Annotated in this window: 14 protein-coding genes; 4 read left to right on the forward strand and 10 right to left on the reverse strand. The window is 41.3% G+C overall.

The genetic code is table 11. The features are described from left to right. The first annotated feature begins 86 nt into the window (after positions 1-86). Both Cop2CBH44_RS12690 and Cop2CBH44_RS12695 read left to right on the forward strand, forming a co-directional pair. Positions 87-686 (forward strand): TetR/AcrR family transcriptional regulator, encoded by a 600-nt coding sequence (locus Cop2CBH44_RS12690; RefSeq protein ID WP_044224848.1) that lies wholly within the window; start codon positions 87-89, stop codon positions 684-686. Between the two features lie 83 nt (positions 687-769). Continuing rightward, complete coding sequence (locus Cop2CBH44_RS12695) at positions 770-1,747, forward strand: Acg family FMN-binding oxidoreductase (RefSeq protein WP_200754942.1); 978 nt, start codon at positions 770-772, stop codon at positions 1,745-1,747. A 64-nt stretch (positions 1,748-1,811) separates the two neighbouring features. On the opposite strand, the gene Cop2CBH44_RS12700 is transcribed toward Cop2CBH44_RS12695, so the two are convergent. Continuing rightward, positions 1,812-3,665, reverse strand: coding sequence for a YfbK domain-containing protein (locus tag Cop2CBH44_RS12700; RefSeq protein ID WP_200754943.1), 1,854 nt, complete (start codon positions 3,663-3,665; stop codon positions 1,812-1,814). A 148-nt stretch (positions 3,666-3,813) separates the two neighbouring features. On the opposite strand from Cop2CBH44_RS12700, the gene Cop2CBH44_RS12705 reads away from it, so the two are divergent. Together Cop2CBH44_RS12705 and Cop2CBH44_RS12710 are read left to right on the forward strand one after the other, a co-directional pair. Next, complete coding sequence (locus tag Cop2CBH44_RS12705) at positions 3,814-4,404, forward strand: RNA polymerase sigma factor (RefSeq protein ID WP_200754944.1); 591 nt, start codon at positions 3,814-3,816, stop codon at positions 4,402-4,404. After that, positions 4,383-5,282: an energy transducer TonB gene (locus Cop2CBH44_RS12710; protein WP_021930295.1), complete on the forward strand. Its 900-nt coding sequence runs from the start codon at positions 4,383-4,385 to the stop codon at positions 5,280-5,282. The genes Cop2CBH44_RS12705 and Cop2CBH44_RS12710 overlap by 22 nt, the downstream gene beginning before the upstream one ends. Here Cop2CBH44_RS12710 and trpA read toward each other — a convergent pair. From trpA to Cop2CBH44_RS12755, 9 genes are all read right to left on the reverse strand, one after another. Next, positions 5,279-6,055, reverse strand: coding sequence for a tryptophan synthase subunit alpha (gene trpA / locus Cop2CBH44_RS12715; RefSeq protein ID WP_021930294.1), 777 nt, complete (start codon positions 6,053-6,055; stop codon positions 5,279-5,281). The genes Cop2CBH44_RS12710 and trpA overlap by 4 nt on opposite strands. Continuing rightward, positions 6,042-6,674 carry a phosphoribosylanthranilate isomerase gene (locus Cop2CBH44_RS12720; RefSeq protein WP_021930293.1) on the reverse strand — a complete coding sequence of 211 codons (633 nt, stop codon included), beginning with the start codon at positions 6,672-6,674 and terminating at the stop codon, positions 6,042-6,044. Before Cop2CBH44_RS12720 ends, trpA begins: the two co-directional genes overlap by 14 nt. After that, complete coding sequence (gene trpC / locus Cop2CBH44_RS12725) at positions 6,671-7,456, reverse strand: indole-3-glycerol phosphate synthase TrpC (protein ID WP_021930292.1); 786 nt, start codon at positions 7,454-7,456, stop codon at positions 6,671-6,673. Before trpC ends, Cop2CBH44_RS12720 begins: the two co-directional genes overlap by 4 nt. A gap of 3 nt (positions 7,457-7,459) precedes the next feature. Next, positions 7,460-8,455 (reverse strand): anthranilate phosphoribosyltransferase, encoded by a 996-nt coding sequence (gene trpD, locus Cop2CBH44_RS12730; protein ID WP_200754945.1) that lies wholly within the window; start codon positions 8,453-8,455, stop codon positions 7,460-7,462. 10 nt (positions 8,456-8,465) lie between these two features. Then, the gene (locus Cop2CBH44_RS12735) at positions 8,466-9,035 is read right to left on the reverse strand and encodes an anthranilate synthase component II (RefSeq protein WP_021930290.1); all 570 of its coding nucleotides are present in this window, start codon (positions 9,033-9,035) and stop codon (positions 8,466-8,468) included. A gap of 14 nt (positions 9,036-9,049) precedes the next feature. Continuing rightward, on the reverse strand, positions 9,050-10,456 hold the full coding sequence (locus Cop2CBH44_RS12740) for an anthranilate synthase component I family protein (RefSeq protein ID WP_044224838.1): 1,407 nt from the start codon (positions 10,454-10,456) through the stop codon (positions 9,050-9,052). 12 nt (positions 10,457-10,468) lie between these two features. Then, entirely contained in the window at positions 10,469-11,656 is a 1,188-nt protein-coding gene (gene trpB, locus Cop2CBH44_RS12745) for a tryptophan synthase subunit beta (RefSeq protein ID WP_044224834.1), read from the reverse strand. Positions 11,657-12,025: 369 nt separating this feature from the next. After that, positions 12,026-12,508, reverse strand: a complete 483-nt coding sequence (locus Cop2CBH44_RS12750; protein ID WP_021930287.1) for an SPOR domain-containing protein — start codon at positions 12,506-12,508, stop codon at positions 12,026-12,028. Between the two features lie 219 nt (positions 12,509-12,727). Continuing rightward, positions 12,728-15,628: an ATP-binding protein gene (locus Cop2CBH44_RS12755; RefSeq protein ID WP_200754946.1), complete on the reverse strand. Its 2,901-nt coding sequence runs from the start codon at positions 15,626-15,628 to the stop codon at positions 12,728-12,730. Positions 15,629-15,916: the final 288 nt, after the last annotated feature.

The raw sequence follows: 15,916 nt of genomic DNA on the forward strand, positions 1-15,916 counted from the left end.
GGCTTAAAAAAATATTTCAGAATATTTTTATGTTACCGATAGGTAACTTATTTTTGTAACCGAATGGTAACATATAAAATAGCAGTATGGAATTTATACGAAATAAAGAGCAGACCAAACAAAGTCTGTTGGATGCTGTAGATTCTTTGGTTGAAGAGTCGGGATATGAAGCATTGGGAATCAATGCCGTTGCTGCGAAAGCCGGTGTGTCGAAGATGTTGATATACCGTTATTTCGGTTCTTTGGAAGGATTGATAGCCGCTTATATACAACAATATGATTATTGGATAAATTTTAATGGAACATTACCGTCGGGCAGGGAGGGTCTGGGGCTTTTTATAAAGGAGATGTTTCATCGTCAGATAACATTTTTGAGAGAGAATTATACGCTTCGGCGGTTGTACCGGTGGGAATTGTCGCATGAAAATTCTTTAGTGGAAAAGTTAAGGCAGCGTCGGGAAGAAAAAGGGGTATGGTTGGTTGAGGCAGTGAGCCGCTTATCCGGGCACCCGAGAAAAGAAGTGGCGGCTGTTGCTTCGGTGATGACAGCTGCTATAAGTTATCTGGTGCTACTCGAAGAAAATTGTCTGGTGTACAATGGAATCAGTATACAGGAAGAGGCCGGATGGAAACAGATAGAGGAGGGAATAGATTTGATGGTAGACCTTTGGATAAATAGAAAATGAGGATAAGTCGGATAATAACGGTATTGTTTTGGAATATATTTTAGGTATGTGATGCGAGTAATTTTGTGGAAAAGGGAAAAAATATGATAAAGAGTATGGAAGACGATTATATGTTTATGATAGAGCAGGCAGTAAAGGCTCCTTCGGGGCATAATACCCAACCGTGGATATTTGAAGTAGGAGATGACGGTGTAACTTTGAAACCGGATATGTCCAAATCGTTACCGATTGTCGATGCAGACAATCGGGAGATGTTTGTCTCTTTGGGTTGTGCTCTGGAAAATCTGGTTATTGCTGCGTCGGTAAGAGGGTATGGCTTTGATATAAAAGTTACGGATGACAAATGTGTACGGGTTTCCTTTTCTCTTCAGGAGAAAAAATATAGGTATGCTTCGTTATTTCCTCAAATAATACTGCGGAGTACGAACCGGAGTGTGTATTCGGGAAAAAGTATCGAAGATTCTCTGATGGTTAGGCTTATAAATTCGTCACAAGAAGGGAATGTCGAGTTATTTTCTTATGCAAGGGGAAGTAAGGAGTATGAGGATATTGAGAATTTGATTTTTCAAGGAAATGAGATACAAATGGGAAATGATGCATTTAAGAAAGAACTGAAAGAATGGATGCGTTATAACAAGCGGCATACAGAACGGGAACGGGACGGGCTTAGTTATGCCGTTTTTGGAGCTCCAGATTTGCCGATGTTCATATCCAAAACGATAATGAATAGCTTACTTCGTCCGAAAGCTCAGAATAAAAGTGATTTGAAAAAGATGAAATCGTCTTCCCATGCCGTGTTGTTTACTGTAAATCATAATGTTCCGGAGGAGTGGATAAATCTGGGTCGGTGTCTACAACGTTTGTTGTTACAATTGACTGAGCATGGAATTTCGTATGCATTTATGAACCAACCTTGTGAAATAGAGATTGTTTCCGGGGAGTTGTGCCGGAATCTGGGGCTTGGGACTCGCTTCCCCGTGGTTCTTTTACGAGTGGGATATGCAGTTCCGATGCCGTTTTCTTTGAGAAAAGAAGTCGGTGGATTTGTCCGGTATAAGTAATTTGGGAAAGGAAAAAGAGCCCGAAACATTAAAAATCATTCGGGCTCTTATCGGAAATCAGAGGTTATTTGCTAAGATTTCCGGCTGTTTCGGCCAGCCGGATAAATTCGTGCCGGTATCCTTCACGGTCATCACCGAGCCCTTTGCGTGCAGTCTCTATGACTTTTTCGAACGAGGCATTTCCTTTGAAATCGGAATCGCGAAGAAGCTGCCCGAACATGGCTACCGCCGAAGCAAATCTGAAATCGTCCGAAACGTTGTCTCCACCCTTGTCGATAAGGCTTTTTTCGATTCGTCGACTTTGTTTTTCTTCGGGCATTTTATAACGTAACTTTACGGTCAACATTTCTTTCGATGACAGAAGTTGAGGCGTATTTAACGATGTGCTGCTCTGATATTTCAAGGCATCGATAGTACCCGGTATATTCCCTTTGACTCCGACTGGTATGACTTCGTAGAAGGCTGTAACGGTATGTCCGGCTCCTATTTCACCGGCATCTTTGGTGTCGTCGTTGAAGTCTTCGTCGTTTAGCATACGACTTTCATATCCAATGAGACGGTACGATTGCACCTGTGCCGGATTAAATTCTATTTGCAATTTTACATCGTTGGCTACGGTGTAGAGCGAGCTGCCAAATTCGTTGACCAGCACTTTATTGGCTTCCTGAAGGTTGTCGATATAAGCATGGTTTCCATTCCCTTTTTCGGCGAGTACCTGCATTTTTTTATCCTTATAGTTTCCCATACCGTATCCGAGTATTGTAAGATAGATGCCGCTTTTCCTTTTGGAAGAAATAAGAGTTTCGAGCGCTTGGTCGTCAGATATGCCGACATTGAAATCTCCATCGGTACAGAGTATAATGCGATTGTTGCCGCCTTTTATGAAATTTTGGGAAGCGATTTTGTACGCTAAGTTGATACCCTCGCCCCCTGCGGTCGAGCCTCCTGCAGTGAGTTTTTCGATGGCGTCTTTGATTTTTTGTTTCTCGCTTCCTGAGGTAGAGGGAAGTACTTCTCCTGCAGAGCCGGAATAGACGACGATGGCTACCCGGTCTTTTTCCCTGAGATTATTGACCAGAAGTTTCAGCGATGATTTTACCAGTTCGAGACGGGTAGGTCCATACATCGAACCTGATACGTCTATAAGAAAAACAAAATTGGCTTCCGGTAGATTCTCCGAAGGTATTTCTTTGGCTTTTAGCCCTATTTTGACTAAACGATGCTCCTTGTTCCATGGGCAGATTCCTACTTCCGTATCGATGTTTACCGGATGATTGCCCGATGGCAGGGAGTAGTTGTATGAGAAATAATTGACAAGCTCTTCGACGCGAACAGCATCTTTAGGAGGAAGTTGGCCTTGATTGATGAATCTTCTCATATTTGCATAAGAAGCAGCATCTACATCGATAGAAAAAGTCGATAACGGATTCTTGTCGGGAGATAAGAAACGGTTTTCTGAAAATGAAGAATATTCTTCTTTGTGGGCCGGCCTGTATGATGTTTGGTACGGTGCCGGTAATGCTGCCCGGCATACCATTTTAGCCATGGGTCTTGCTACTTCATCGCAGCTTACATATTCTGTAACGGCTTCTTCTTTCAGGATGGTATTGTCCGGTATGAGCCGTATATTCAATACCGTTTTTTTTACCTGGACTTTCTGTGTTTTGAAGCCGATTGCAGAAAAGCGTAAGTAAGTATTTACTTTCGTTGTTATGGAGTATTTCCCTTCCTGAGAAGAGACTGTAGCTTTATGAGTACCGTCGATTGTAATGGATACTCCTGCGAGGGGGTGTCCAGTGGAGGCGTCGGTCACAATACCTGATACGGTTATATTGGGAACTGCTGCCACAAGGATGTTCGAAACCAGTGAACATACGATACTCAACCAGAGAGCTTTGAAATAATTTTTTGTTTTCATATTTTTATTTTTTTATGATGAATGATTCGATTTGTTTCTTTATAGATGCAGGACTTTTGTGAATTCCATAAATTGGTTGAAAATTTTTTTTGTCTCTGTTTTTTATGGAATTTTGCCAAAACATGTATCTTTATAAGAAAATAGGAATATGTTCTTATTCAAGCGTAAAGGAGAAGCAGAGAGTGATGAAGACTTGTTGCAGCAATATCTTCGTTCGGGCGATGCAGAATATTTCGGTATTCTGTATAACCGCTATATCCCGTTGGTGTACGGTTTGTGTCTGAAATATCTTCGTGCTCCGGAAGATGCCGAGGATGCTGTGATGCAATTGTTTGAGGAGTTGTCCGATAAGGTAAAACATTATGAGATTTCCAATTTTAAGACATGGCTTTACAGTGTGGCAAAGAATCATTGCTTGCAATTGCTGCGTCGAGATGCCAGAGAATTTCCGGCAGACTGGAATACGTTGGTAGCCGAGTCGGGCGAATTCTTGGACTTGTTGGAAGAAGAGGGCGATGAGGAGCAATTAAAAGCTTTGCATCATTGTTTGGACCGTTTGCCGGAGGAGCAGAGAGTCAGTGTGTGTGAATTTTTTCTCTCGGAGAAATCTTATGCTGAGATTGCCGAACAGACAGGCTATTTGTTGAAGAGTGTGAAAAGCTATATACAGAATGGAAAACGAAATCTGAAATTGTGTATCGAAAAAACGACAAAGGAATGGGGTTATTGTCCTATATAAGAGGTGACAGGAAAGGAAAGGCTGCTCATGAGCTGGAACGTAAAGCAATGCAGGATCCTTTTTTATCGGAAGCACTTGATGGTTACGATGATGCCGATGTGCAAGATACGGATAAGCGGTTGCTTCGGTTGCAGGAAAGAGTGTCCCGGCGTACTCGTAAAAGGCGGGTTCCTATATATGGTGCAGTAGCGGCAGTTTTGCTTTTGAGCCTGTCGGTCTCAATCTATTTGTTTACAAGGTATGAACTTCCAGATGAGGAGCTCGCTGTTTTGGCAGAGAGCCGTACTGTGGATACATTGAGTATTATGATGCCTGCGGGGAATATGGAGCAAATAGGCAAACAGGAGTCTCCGGTCGTTGCCGATGCAGAGCCGGTACGGTCGAAAAAATCTCAAAAAAAAGAGATGGTTGCGGCTGAAAGGGAGTTGCAAACCGTTTCTGATATGGCAGACGGACTGGAAGAAAGTATAGTTACGGTAGACGAAAAAAGAGATATTTATTCTTCACGACGTAAAATTGCCTCCTTGTCTTCTATCCGAAAAGATACAGCTTTGGTCCAAGCTTCGGCTACAGCCCGTAACCAAAGTATGGCATTGGCCGTTGCACCGAAATTGCCCGAACCGGTTCCGGTAATGGGCTATGAAAAGTATTATGATTATCTGTATAAAAGCGTTGTTGTTCCGGTAGATTCGGTAGGTGTACCGGTAAAGGGCACTGTAATTTTGAAATTTAAGATTGATGAGAAAGGACGCCCGGGAGATTTTGTCGTTGTCGAAAGCCTTTCTCCCGGACTTGCCCAAGAGGTGATGCGAGTACTTAAGGCCGGTCCTGACTGGAATCCTGCCGGTGAGGTATCATCGTTTGTCGTGAAGTTTTAAGTTCGTCCGATACGGTACAATAGCTCTTTTACAGCATCTTGTGTACAGTTTTTTTCTTCGAGGAGTTCTATAAACTTACTCCCGATGATTCCGCCCGATGCATTTTGGCAGGCAGTATCGAATGTCTCTTTGTTGGAGATTCCAAATCCGATGAGACGAGGATTGCGAAGGTGCATATTTTCTATACGTCTGAAATAGAGCTCTTTCTCACCGGCAAAAGATTTTTGAGCACCGGTTGTAGATGCTGATGAAACCATATAGATGAAGCCGTCGGTATGTTCGTCGATAAACCGGATTCTCTCTTCAGACGTTTCGGGAGTGATAAGCATAATGATTCTCAGTCCGTAGCGGTCAGCTACCGGTTTATAATCTTGAAGGTAATCTTGGAATGGCAAGTCGGGGATTATCATTCCGTCTATACCTCGTTCGGAGCAGTCACGACAAAAATTTTCAAATCCGTATTGCATGATAGGATTTAAGTATCCCATCAATATGATAGGTATATGTATTCCGGTACGTATGTCACTTAATTGCCGGAATAGCAGTTTTAATGACATGCCGTTTTTTAAAGCTCGGGTAGATGCTGCTTGTATGACCGGGCCATCGGCCATAGGGTCGGAAAAGGGAATACCTATTTCTACCATATCGACTCCTTGATTTTGTAACTCGTATACTATTTTGCGGGTATCGTCTGTATGAGGATATCCGGCGGTGAAATAGACGGAGAGAATGTTCCGCTTTTTCTGTTCGAAAAGAATGTTAATCCTGTTCATTTCTATCTGTAAATTTTATGTGGTCGATAAATCTTTTGAGTTTTTCCGCATTTTTCAATCCCGGTTCGATTTCGAAGCGGCTGTTCAAATCTATTCCTGCAAATTTAGGATGGAAAAACCGTTTTATTTTAATGAAATCTTCCGGTGCAATGCCTCCGCTCAGGAGAAAAGGGACGGGACCATGATAGCTATCCAATATTTCCCATGGAAACGTTTTTCCGGAACCTCCCCGTCCTGTTGAAGTGCGCGTGTCGAATAACAGAAAGTCACAACATGTATAATAAGAGATACAAGGCTTCAGGTCGTCAGTGTCCCCAATAGGAAAAGCCTTTATTATTTTTACTCCGCTCTTTTGCAATGTTTGGCATAGTTCGGGAGGTTCTTCACCATGCAACTGTACATAGTCAAGGTGGAATGACTTTATTTTTTCCTGTATCGAGTGAAGATTCTCGTTGACAAACACTCCGGCTTTTCGGATGTTTTCCGGTAGATATGCAGGCCTCTCGGAGATATAGCGGGGCGATTTGGAATAGAATATAAATCCTATAATGTCTATTCCGAGTTTTTCTATCTGGCGTATATTATCGCCGTCCCGCATGCCGCAAACCTTTATAATCATATTTTCAACTGTTTTATAAAAGCTGATAATGCACAACCGGGCAATTCGTGTTTCATAAAATTTTCTCCCATTAAGAATCCCCGGAAACCTGCAGCTCTTAGTTCTTTCACTGTTTTGGGGTCGGAGATGCCGCTTTCGGAGATACACAATTTTTGGGGAGGTAGTTTTTTTATCATTTCAAAAGAGCGGTTTATGTCTGTTTCGAAAGATGTCAGGTCGCGATTATTGATACCTACCATATCTGTGTCGGAATTTTCGATATAACACAGCTCTGCCTCGTCGTGCAATTCTAACAATACTTCCAATCCCAGTTGATGTGCCAGCTGGACAAACCGGTTGCATTCTTGCGTGGAGATGGCTGCCGCAATAAGTAAGATAGCATCGGCTCCCATTGCTTTGGCTTGGTATATCTGATATTCGTCGATGATGAATTCTTTTCTCAGAAGGGGCATATTTACCATTTTTCTGGCTTGGCAAAGGTCTCCCGGAGTACCTCCGAAAAATATTTCGTCAGTGAGTATCGACGAGGCAGATGCACCGGCTTTTTCATAAGCAGGAATTGTGTCTTTGATTTGAGCATTTGGGTGTATCCAGCCTTTGGAAGGAGATTTCCTTTTAAACTCTGCAATAATGCCGGTTTCCGATTTTTGCAAGGACTTGCTCATAGATATCGTATGGCGGTTTATTTGTTCCGTTTCGAGAAGACGTTCGATACTGAATGCTTCTTGATGCCGTTCGATTTCTTTCTTTTTATTTGCAATGATATGTTCTAAGATGTTCATAGGTCAACTGTTGATTTGCAGGAATTTTTTGAATGTGTTATAAGCTTTTCCGCTATCGAGGGATTCCCGGGCGATGTTTATACACTCGTCGATACTTTTATCTTTTTCAATGATTTGTATGGCAAAGGCTGCGTTTACAATGACACAACTTTTTTGTGCCGGAGTAGCTGTCCCTTGTAATACGTTGTCGAATATGCGTGCTGCATCTGCCGGAGTGTTACCTCCGTCCAAGTCGGCTTCGTTGCAACGGGTGAAGCCCAAGTCTTCCGGCAAATATATTTTCTCATTTGCCGAAGATGCTACTTTGAACTTATCGGTTAGAGATATTTCATCGTATCCGTCAAGGCTGTGGACTATGGCAAATCGGGTATGACTGTGTTGGAAAGTATAGGTGTATAATCTGAGCAGTGGCAGATTATATACTCCCAGTAGTTGGTATGCCGGTATGACAGGATTTACCAAAGGTCCCAGCATATTGAAAAAAGTACGTACCCCCAAGGCTTTACGTACAGGTGCTACGACTTTCAACGCAGGATTGAAGAAGGGTGCGTGCAGATAGGCGATATTGCTTTCTTCTATACTTTTCTTTAAGATTGCGGTGTCTGATGTGAATTTTACTCCGTGTTGCTCCATAACGTTACTGGCTCCGCTTACCGATGTAGCTCCGTAATTGCCGTGTTTTACGACCGGGTAACCGGCTCCGGCTACTACGAAACATGAAGTAGTCGATATGTTGAATGTGTTTTTGCCATCTCCACCTGTACCGACAATGTCGACAGGTGCAAATTCCGATAGGTCTACCGGAACCCTCATTTCCAAAAGGGCATCGCGGAATCCGGCCAGTTCTTCTACCGATATGTTCCGCATTAGGAATACGGTAATGAGGGAGGCTATCTGAGTGTCGTTGTATTCCCCTTTTGCAATGTTTTGCAGCACTTTCTGGGCTTCATCCCTGTTAAGATAATGATGTTCGAAGAGCTTATATAAAATATCTTTCATGAGTCTTGTTTTAGTCGGTTAAGAAATTGCGTATAATGGTGTGTCCGTCGGGAGTCAATACCGATTCCGGATGGAATTGTATCCCGTGTATGTCATACTGCTTATGCCGTAGGGCCATAATTTGGCCGTCTTCGTCTATCGCCGTGATTTCGAGCACATCCGGCAGACCTGTTTTGTTGACAATCCAGGAATGATATCTTCCCACTTGAATTTCTTTTTCTAAACCCTTGAATAATATGTCATCCCCAATAATCTTTACAGGTGTTTGCACTCCGTGAAAAACTTCGGTAAGGTTGGTAAGCGTGGCTCCGAATGCCTCGGCTATGGCTTGATGCCCTAAACAAACACCCAGTATCTTTTTGGTCGGGGCGTATTCCCGGATGAGAGGGAGCAGCAATCCGGCTTCTTCCGGGATTCCCGGTCCCGGGGAGAGGATGATTTTGTCGAATCGTCCGACTTCTTCTAAAGAAATACAGTCGTTGCGGTGCACTTCTATATGTGCGTTGCATAGTTCTTTTACCAAATGTACGAGATTATAGGTAAATGAGTCGTAATTATCGAATATCAGTATTTTTTCCATAATGAATTGCAGATTTAGTTTTTTAAAGTAACGGCGATATCTATGGCTTTTTTCAAAGCACCTAACTTGTTATTGACTTCCTGAAGTTCGTTTTCTTCATTGCTGTGAGCTACGATTCCTCCCCCGGCCTGGTACCAAAGCTCGTTATTCCGGCTTACAAAAGTCCGGATGGTGATGGCTTGGTTGAGTTCTCCGTTGAGGCCGATGAATCCGATACAACCTCCATATGCCCCCCGGTTATGGGGCTCTATCTCGGAAATGAGCTGCATGGCGCGGACTTTCGGTGCTCCGGAAAGTGTCCCGGCAGGGAATGTATCTATAAAGGTCTTTATGGAATTACTTTCCTTATTTATCTTTCCGCATACTCTCGATACCAGATGTATGACGTGGCTGTAATATTGCGGTTCTTTATAGAATAGAATTTCCACATGACGGCAATTCCTGCTCAAATCATTCCGTGCCAAGTCTACCAGCATAACATGCTCGGCATTTTCTTTGGGGTCTTTGAGTAGGGTTTCGGTCAATTCTTTATCTTTACATACATCACCGGTACGACGTGTGGTCCCGGCGATAGGGTCGATGTAGGCGACTCCGTTTTCTATTTTGCAATGGGTTTCGGGAGAAGAACCGAATATCCGGTATCCACCAAAATCAAAGTAAAAAAGATAGGGCGACGGATTGACAGAGCGCAAAGCCCGGTATACTTTGAAATCATCTCCGGCAAAAGGCTGTATGAAACGCCGTGACAAAACAATCTGGAATACATCACCCCGCATACAATGCGAGATGCCTTTTCTTATATTGGCTTTATGCTCTTCGTCGGTTATGGTGCTATATTCGGGAGCTGTCAATGAAAAGTTGTATGAGGAAAAATTACGGTTTTCGATGGCAGCTTCAAGTTCATTGAGGGTACTGTTTTCATTTTCAGTCAACATTTCCACCAATGTCAGTTCGTTTTTGAAATGGTTGAAGACGATGATGTATTTAAATAGTACATATAACAGGTCGGGAGCGTCGTTTTGTTCGTCGTGGCTTTCCTTAATCCGGATAGATTCGAAATATTTTACGGCATTGAAAGTCGTATAACCATATAATCCGCATACCTGTTTGTCATCACCGGTTACTTTGAATTTTTCCATAAAGTGCCTGATGGCTTTTTCCACAGAAAATTCGTTGTTGATGGCTTGTTCCTCTTTATGCCCGTCAGGGTAAGTTGTCGTGCAGATATTCCTGTTTACTCCTATACTGGCCAGCGGACAGAGAGCGATGAATGACAAGCTGTTTTCATCGGCATGGTAATCGGAGCTTTCCATAAGAGCCGATTGGGCATACATATCCCTAACCTTCAAATATATGCTTACCGGAGTATGCAAGTCTCCCAGAACTTTTTTACTGATTGTCTTATAAGAATATTGTTTCATAGTTTCCGGATTTTATTTTTGATGATAATAATTGATATAAGTATCCATGTCCTTATCACCTCTGCCGGAGATTGTAAGGACTACGATATCGTCGGGATTGAATTTTATTTTTCGTAGAGCCCCCAATGCGTGAGCCGATTCGAGAGCCGGGATGATTCCTTCTGTTCGGGTCAGTTCGAAAGCGGAGTCTAAAGCCTCGTTATCGTTGATTGCCAGGACCTGTGCTCGTCCGACGGCCGAAAGATTGGCGTGTATAGGGCCTATACCGGGGTAATCCAATCCGGCAGAGATAGAGTAAGGCTCTTCGATTTGTCCGTCCTCGTTTTGCATGACTAAGGTACGGGCACCATGGATAATACCGATTTTCCCTAATTGTATGGTGGCTGCCGATAGTCCGGAGTCTACGCCTTTTCCTCCGGCTTCGGCCAATACTATTTTTACATTCTCGTTGTCGAGGTAATGATATATAGTGCCTGCAGCATTGCTCCCCCCACCTACGCAAGCTATCAGGTAATCGGGATAGTCACGTCCTTCTTTTTCGAGTAGTTGCTTTTTGATTTCCTCACTGATGACTGATTGTAGCCGGGCTACCAAATCGGGGTAGGGATGGGGACCTACGGTAGACCCGATGATATAGTGTGTGTCTGACGGATGGCAACACCAGTCGCGGATAGCTTCGTTTGTAGCGTCTTTCAATGTCATATTTCCTGAAGTGACCGGGTAGACTGTAGCACCGAGCATTTGCATCTTTTGTACGTTGATATGCTGCCGTTCTACATCGGTCTTTCCCATATATACGATACATTCCATGTTCATTAGAGCACATACAGTTGCTGTTGCTACACCATGCTGTCCAGCCCCGGTCTCGGCAATTATCCGTTTCTTTCCCAGCCTTTTGGCCAAAAGTATCTGCCCGATAGTATTGTTTATTTTATGTGCTCCTGTATGGTTCAAGTCTTCCCGTTTCAGATAGATGCGACAGCCATATTTTTCCGAAAGTCGATGTGCGTAATAGAGGGGGGAAGGGCGCCCGACATAGTCATGCAAAAGCTGCTCGAACTCTTTTTTGAAATTATTGCTTTGGATAATTTTCAAATAGTTGTTCTTGAGGTTCTCAACACATCCATAAAGTATTTCGGGGATGTATGCTCCGCCAAAGTCTCCGTAAAAACCGTCTTGATTGACTTGATAATTTTCCATCTTCGTATGTAGTTTAATGATTTTTGAGGTGATAAAAAAAGGCCTGTCGTGATCGACAGGCCTTTTAAATAGGGTTATATTGTTTTAGTATATACACACGAGGCTGCTTACTCACGACTTTTGAAGTTGTAAGTGACGCCACCAATATGCATTTACTAAAATAGATTTCATCTTGTTTGACTTTTGTTGGGTACAAATGTAATTATTGTAAAATAAAATGCAAACAGAATGAAGAAAAAAATATAAAAAAATATAAGTGACTTTTGTCATAGTCACAAAAGTTGTTGTAAGTATGGTTGAGTATTAAATGAAACAAGAGGAATAACTTTCATAGTTTTCCTCTTGCCCTTTATATCGATTGATATATGATTATTCGTTAATCAATAGCCATGCATCGTTGAATCGGTTCGGATATTTTGTTTTGATACTTTCACGCAATTCGGTAGCAGAAGGTCTGTCGTCGAAGCTTCCGACAATAACACGGTACATACCTTGAGCATTCTGTGCCAGAAAAGCGTTATACCCGTCGGCAACTAAAGACTCTTGCAATCCGGATGCATTTGTTTTCATAGTGAAACTTCCTACTACAACATTGAATAATTTTAGTTTCGAAGCATCTCCGGCGTTTACAGTCGTGATTTTTTCACTGCTGACCCGTATGGGTGTCGTAGTGGTCGTTGGGGTAGCCGGTTTCACGACTACAGGTTCGGGTGCTGTTGTTGGTTCTTCAACCACAGGTTTCTCCTGAGCTTTTTCATATGCGGCCTTGTAAGCGCTTTCTTTCGATTTGCAAGAACCCATTCCTATTGCTATGGCAATGGCCGAGACAATCAATAACCAATTTTTCTTCATAATCTGTTTTTATTTACTTGTTATTAATACCTTATCTTACCCATTTTTAGGCTGTTGAAACTAAAGAACAAATGTACAAAATAAATTATAGATAGATATGCGATTGGGAAAAAACTATCGTGAAAAATTTCAGAACAAGATGAAATAAACTGAATTTTGGGGTATTCTGAGACAATTTCAATGTTTATAAATATATTTTTGTAAAATTCGAATACTTTGTTAGATAAAAATCAACCGGTTCTTCAATAGGTCGATAATTTGGGTATTTAGTTTTTGTGCATTTATAGGCTTTGACGTATAGGCGTCGAAACCGCTGTTCAGAATGTTCTGTTCATCATCGGCATAAGCATAGGCGGTAACAGCAATGATAGGTATAGCCGGAGCTATTTCTTTGATTTTTTCAGCAGATTCGTATCCATTCATTTTGGGCATATTGATATCCATGAGGATGAGATGAGGACTATGTTTCTTGAATAGTTCTACCGCTTCTTCTCCATCCCAGGCATGTATGATTTCATAATTGTTTCGTAAAATAGAGTAGAACAGTTTGTAATTGCTCTCGTTATCTTCGGCAATTAGAATCTTTAATTTTTCCTTTTCGGCTTTTTTCACTTTGTATGGAATTGACTTTCGGTCGGGAAGTTTATCAACAGGTTTGTAGGGCAAAGTGAACCAGAAGGTGGATCCGACATTTTCTTTGGATGTTACTCCGATTTGTCCACCCAGATGTTCGACAATCGTTTGGCAGATAGAGAGCCCCAGGCCAGTACCTTGTGCAAAGGCATTAAGTTTGACAAATCTTCCGAAGATGCTGTCCAACTTGTCTTCCGGTATCCCACAGCCGGTATCGGTAACATAAAAGTACAGGAAATCGGTGTCTTTGAGATGGTATCCGAATGTAATGCACCCTTTCTCGGTAAACTTTATAGCGTTGTTTATAAGATTGGTTATTATCTGAGTCAATCTGTTTTTTTCTATATTGACTAGGCAATCAGGCATCTCTCTTTTATAAGAAATTGTTACATTTTCATTTTGATTGTGAATTTGTATCGTACTTTCGAGTTCTTGGAACAGGTGATCGATATTCGTATCACTGGTTTTAAATTCCAAAGTTCCGGCTTCGATTTTAGAGATGTCCAATATATCGTTGATAAGTTGTAATAATAACGTATTGTTGCTTTCTATGATATTTATGTATTCTTCTTTATTTTCGTCATCATGGGTTGTTGCCAAGATACCCGAGAACCCGACAATCGCATTGAGGGGGGTACGTATTTCATGGCTCATATTTGCTAAAAATGCCGATTTGAGCCGGTTTGATTCTTCGGCTTTTTCTTTGGCTTTTATAAGGTCTTCTTCCATTTTTTTCCGTTTGGTAATCACCAGGGACGAGCCTACCAATGAAAGTGCTTTTCCAGCTTTATCTTTTTTATCAACGGCAGCTTGGGCTTCTACCCATTCATAGTGAGTCTTATTATCTTGTTTGACTATAACTCTGTACTCTTCTTTGATTTTAGCTACATCTCCTTGAATCAACTTTTTATAGGATTCTTTCACCCGTTCCCGGTCGGTTTTACAGATTTTGGCGAAATATTCATAATCGGGTACAGAGAGTTTGTCTTCGTTGAGAGGAGTAATCTCGTGGCTCAATTCTACCGGCTTGTTCACATCACAGAGAATTTGACCTTTTTCAATATCCCATTTCCAAGGAACAATGTTGGCGACGTCAAGGGCCATTGAGAGTTTGTGGTTTACCGAACGCAGCATCTGTTGTGCCTTGGACAATTCTGTATTGTCTACGCAGAAAACATCTATGAACCCGTCTTGTTTAGAACGCGAGATGATGACTGTCAGATGTTTATCTGAGGGGGCAAAATAATATTGGAATGTCAGTTCCTTTTTATTTTTTATAGTCAGATTATAGAGGCTGATAAGTTCTTTAAAATTGTCATAGTTGATTTCACTTCCTTTTTTCCCGATAAAATTATTTTTGGTCTGGAAATGTTTTTCGAATATCGGATTGATTTCGACAAATTGGAAATCTGTTATTTGTCCGGTATTGTCGAAAAGGAGTTTTTCTTTCAAATAGAGTATGGGCATGTTCTCAAATAGGCTTCTGTAATTTCTCATCAGGCTGATTTGCTTTTTTCTCTCGTCATTGATTCTTTTGAGCCATATAATGTATAATATTAGTGATGAGATAATTAAAGTTACTAATATGATAGATATTTTGTTTTGTTGCCAAAATGTAGGAGGTTTCATGTAAAATATGGTATCTGATGGACAACTTTCGGGAGATAACCCTGCATTTATAAGGTCTATATAATTTATAGAGGGAGAAGGAACTCCCCAATAGACGAATTGTGTGTTTCTTTCGATTTTTCCGTTAAGCTTTTCTTTGACTAAGTTGATAAATTTTTTGCTTAGATTTTCTTTATCCCAAAAATATCCGCCGATGAGACCGTTGATATCTTCGGCTTTGTTGTATAATGTAAGGATGGGAGCTTTAGAGTAGTTGCCTAATAATCCCGAAATATTAGATGTTAGTATGATATTACCCATTTCTTTTTCCCGTCTTTCCCAAGAGTAAAATAAGACTCCGGTTTGGGAGTTGGCATTTTTGAGCCGGTTGATAAGGCTGTCTACGGTAATTTCTCCGGCAGTTAGATATTCAACTTTTATTTGGGGATGGTTTGTGCGGATAATCTCTGAAAGTTCATGGCGGTTTATTGCACTGATGCACCGCATATCGGACAAGAACAGAAGTGTATGTATTTGAGGTATCATCCGTTCCATTAGGCTTACTGTTTTTTCGAGGTAGACAGGATGGTACAGAATGGTCAAGGGTATATTTCCCCGATAATTTTTTAAAGGTACTTTATCTTTGCCAGGAATGTTGATTTTTTTTAAGTAGGCTTCACGATTACCGATAAAATCTTTTTCGGCGCAGAGTATGACCGGGATTCCGGGCCATTTTTTCTCAATGTCATCTTTTAATAAAACCCATGCCGAGTTTCCTAACAATATGATTAAATCGGGATGATAGTCTGTATATTTTTGGAATAAGGAGTTTTTATAGACATTGAAATCAGTCTCGTTCTGAGTCAGTAACATGTTCATATGTTCTGTGCTGATATAGACTTGATTATTTTGGGACAGAAAAGTATTGTAAATGGGGGTTATAAACTCATTGCTCCATAAAGAAGATTCGGTATAGGAATTTATAATCAAAATATTTTTGTCAAGGCTCGTATCGTTATTTTTTTGAGCATAAGAGGTGATTATGTTAAGAGAGAACAAGATTATGCAAGCGGTTGAACAATATGCTCGAATCAACAAAGCTTTGCTAAAAATTAAGCCTTTAGACATATCTGAATGGAAATTTATGATGTTGCAAAGATAAACATT

Origin of the sequence: Coprobacter secundus subsp. similis (assembly GCF_015097275.1) — a bacterium.
Taxonomy (GTDB): domain Bacteria; phylum Bacteroidota; class Bacteroidia; order Bacteroidales; family Coprobacteraceae; genus Coprobacter; species Coprobacter secundus.

Bases quoted from the DNA above. Each gene is read 5' to 3' on its own strand.
- Cop2CBH44_RS12690 (WP_044224848.1), top strand. From the start codon at position 87: ATGGAATTTATACGAAATAAAGAGCAGACCAAACAAAGTCTGTTGGAT.
- Cop2CBH44_RS12695 (WP_200754942.1), top strand. From the start codon at position 770: ATGATAAAGAGTATGGAAGACGATTATATGTTTATGATAGAGCAGGCA.
- Cop2CBH44_RS12700 (WP_200754943.1), bottom strand. From the start codon at position 3,665: ATGAAAACAAAAAATTATTTCAAAGCTCTCTGGTTGAGTATCGTATGT.
- Cop2CBH44_RS12705 (WP_200754944.1), top strand. From the start codon at position 3,814: ATGTTCTTATTCAAGCGTAAAGGAGAAGCAGAGAGTGATGAAGACTTG.
- Cop2CBH44_RS12710 (WP_021930295.1), top strand. From the start codon at position 4,383: ATGGGGTTATTGTCCTATATAAGAGGTGACAGGAAAGGAAAGGCTGCT.
- trpA (WP_021930294.1), bottom strand. From the start codon at position 6,055: ATGAACAGGATTAACATTCTTTTCGAACAGAAAAAGCGGAACATTCTC.
- Cop2CBH44_RS12720 (WP_021930293.1), bottom strand. From the start codon at position 6,674: ATGATTATAAAGGTTTGCGGCATGCGGGACGGCGATAATATACGCCAG.
- trpC (WP_021930292.1), bottom strand. From the start codon at position 7,456: ATGAACATCTTAGAACATATCATTGCAAATAAAAAGAAAGAAATCGAA.
- trpD (WP_200754945.1), bottom strand. From the start codon at position 8,455: ATGAAAGATATTTTATATAAGCTCTTCGAACATCATTATCTTAACAGG.
- Cop2CBH44_RS12735 (WP_021930290.1), bottom strand. From the start codon at position 9,035: ATGGAAAAAATACTGATATTCGATAATTACGACTCATTTACCTATAAT.
- Cop2CBH44_RS12740 (WP_044224838.1), bottom strand. From the start codon at position 10,456: ATGAAACAATATTCTTATAAGACAATCAGTAAAAAAGTTCTGGGAGAC.
- trpB (WP_044224834.1), bottom strand. From the start codon at position 11,656: ATGGAAAATTATCAAGTCAATCAAGACGGTTTTTACGGAGACTTTGGC.
- Cop2CBH44_RS12750 (WP_021930287.1), bottom strand. From the start codon at position 12,508: ATGAAGAAAAATTGGTTATTGATTGTCTCGGCCATTGCCATAGCAATA.
- Cop2CBH44_RS12755 (WP_200754946.1), bottom strand. From the start codon at position 15,628: ATGAACATGTTACTGACTCAGAACGAGACTGATTTCAATGTCTATAAA.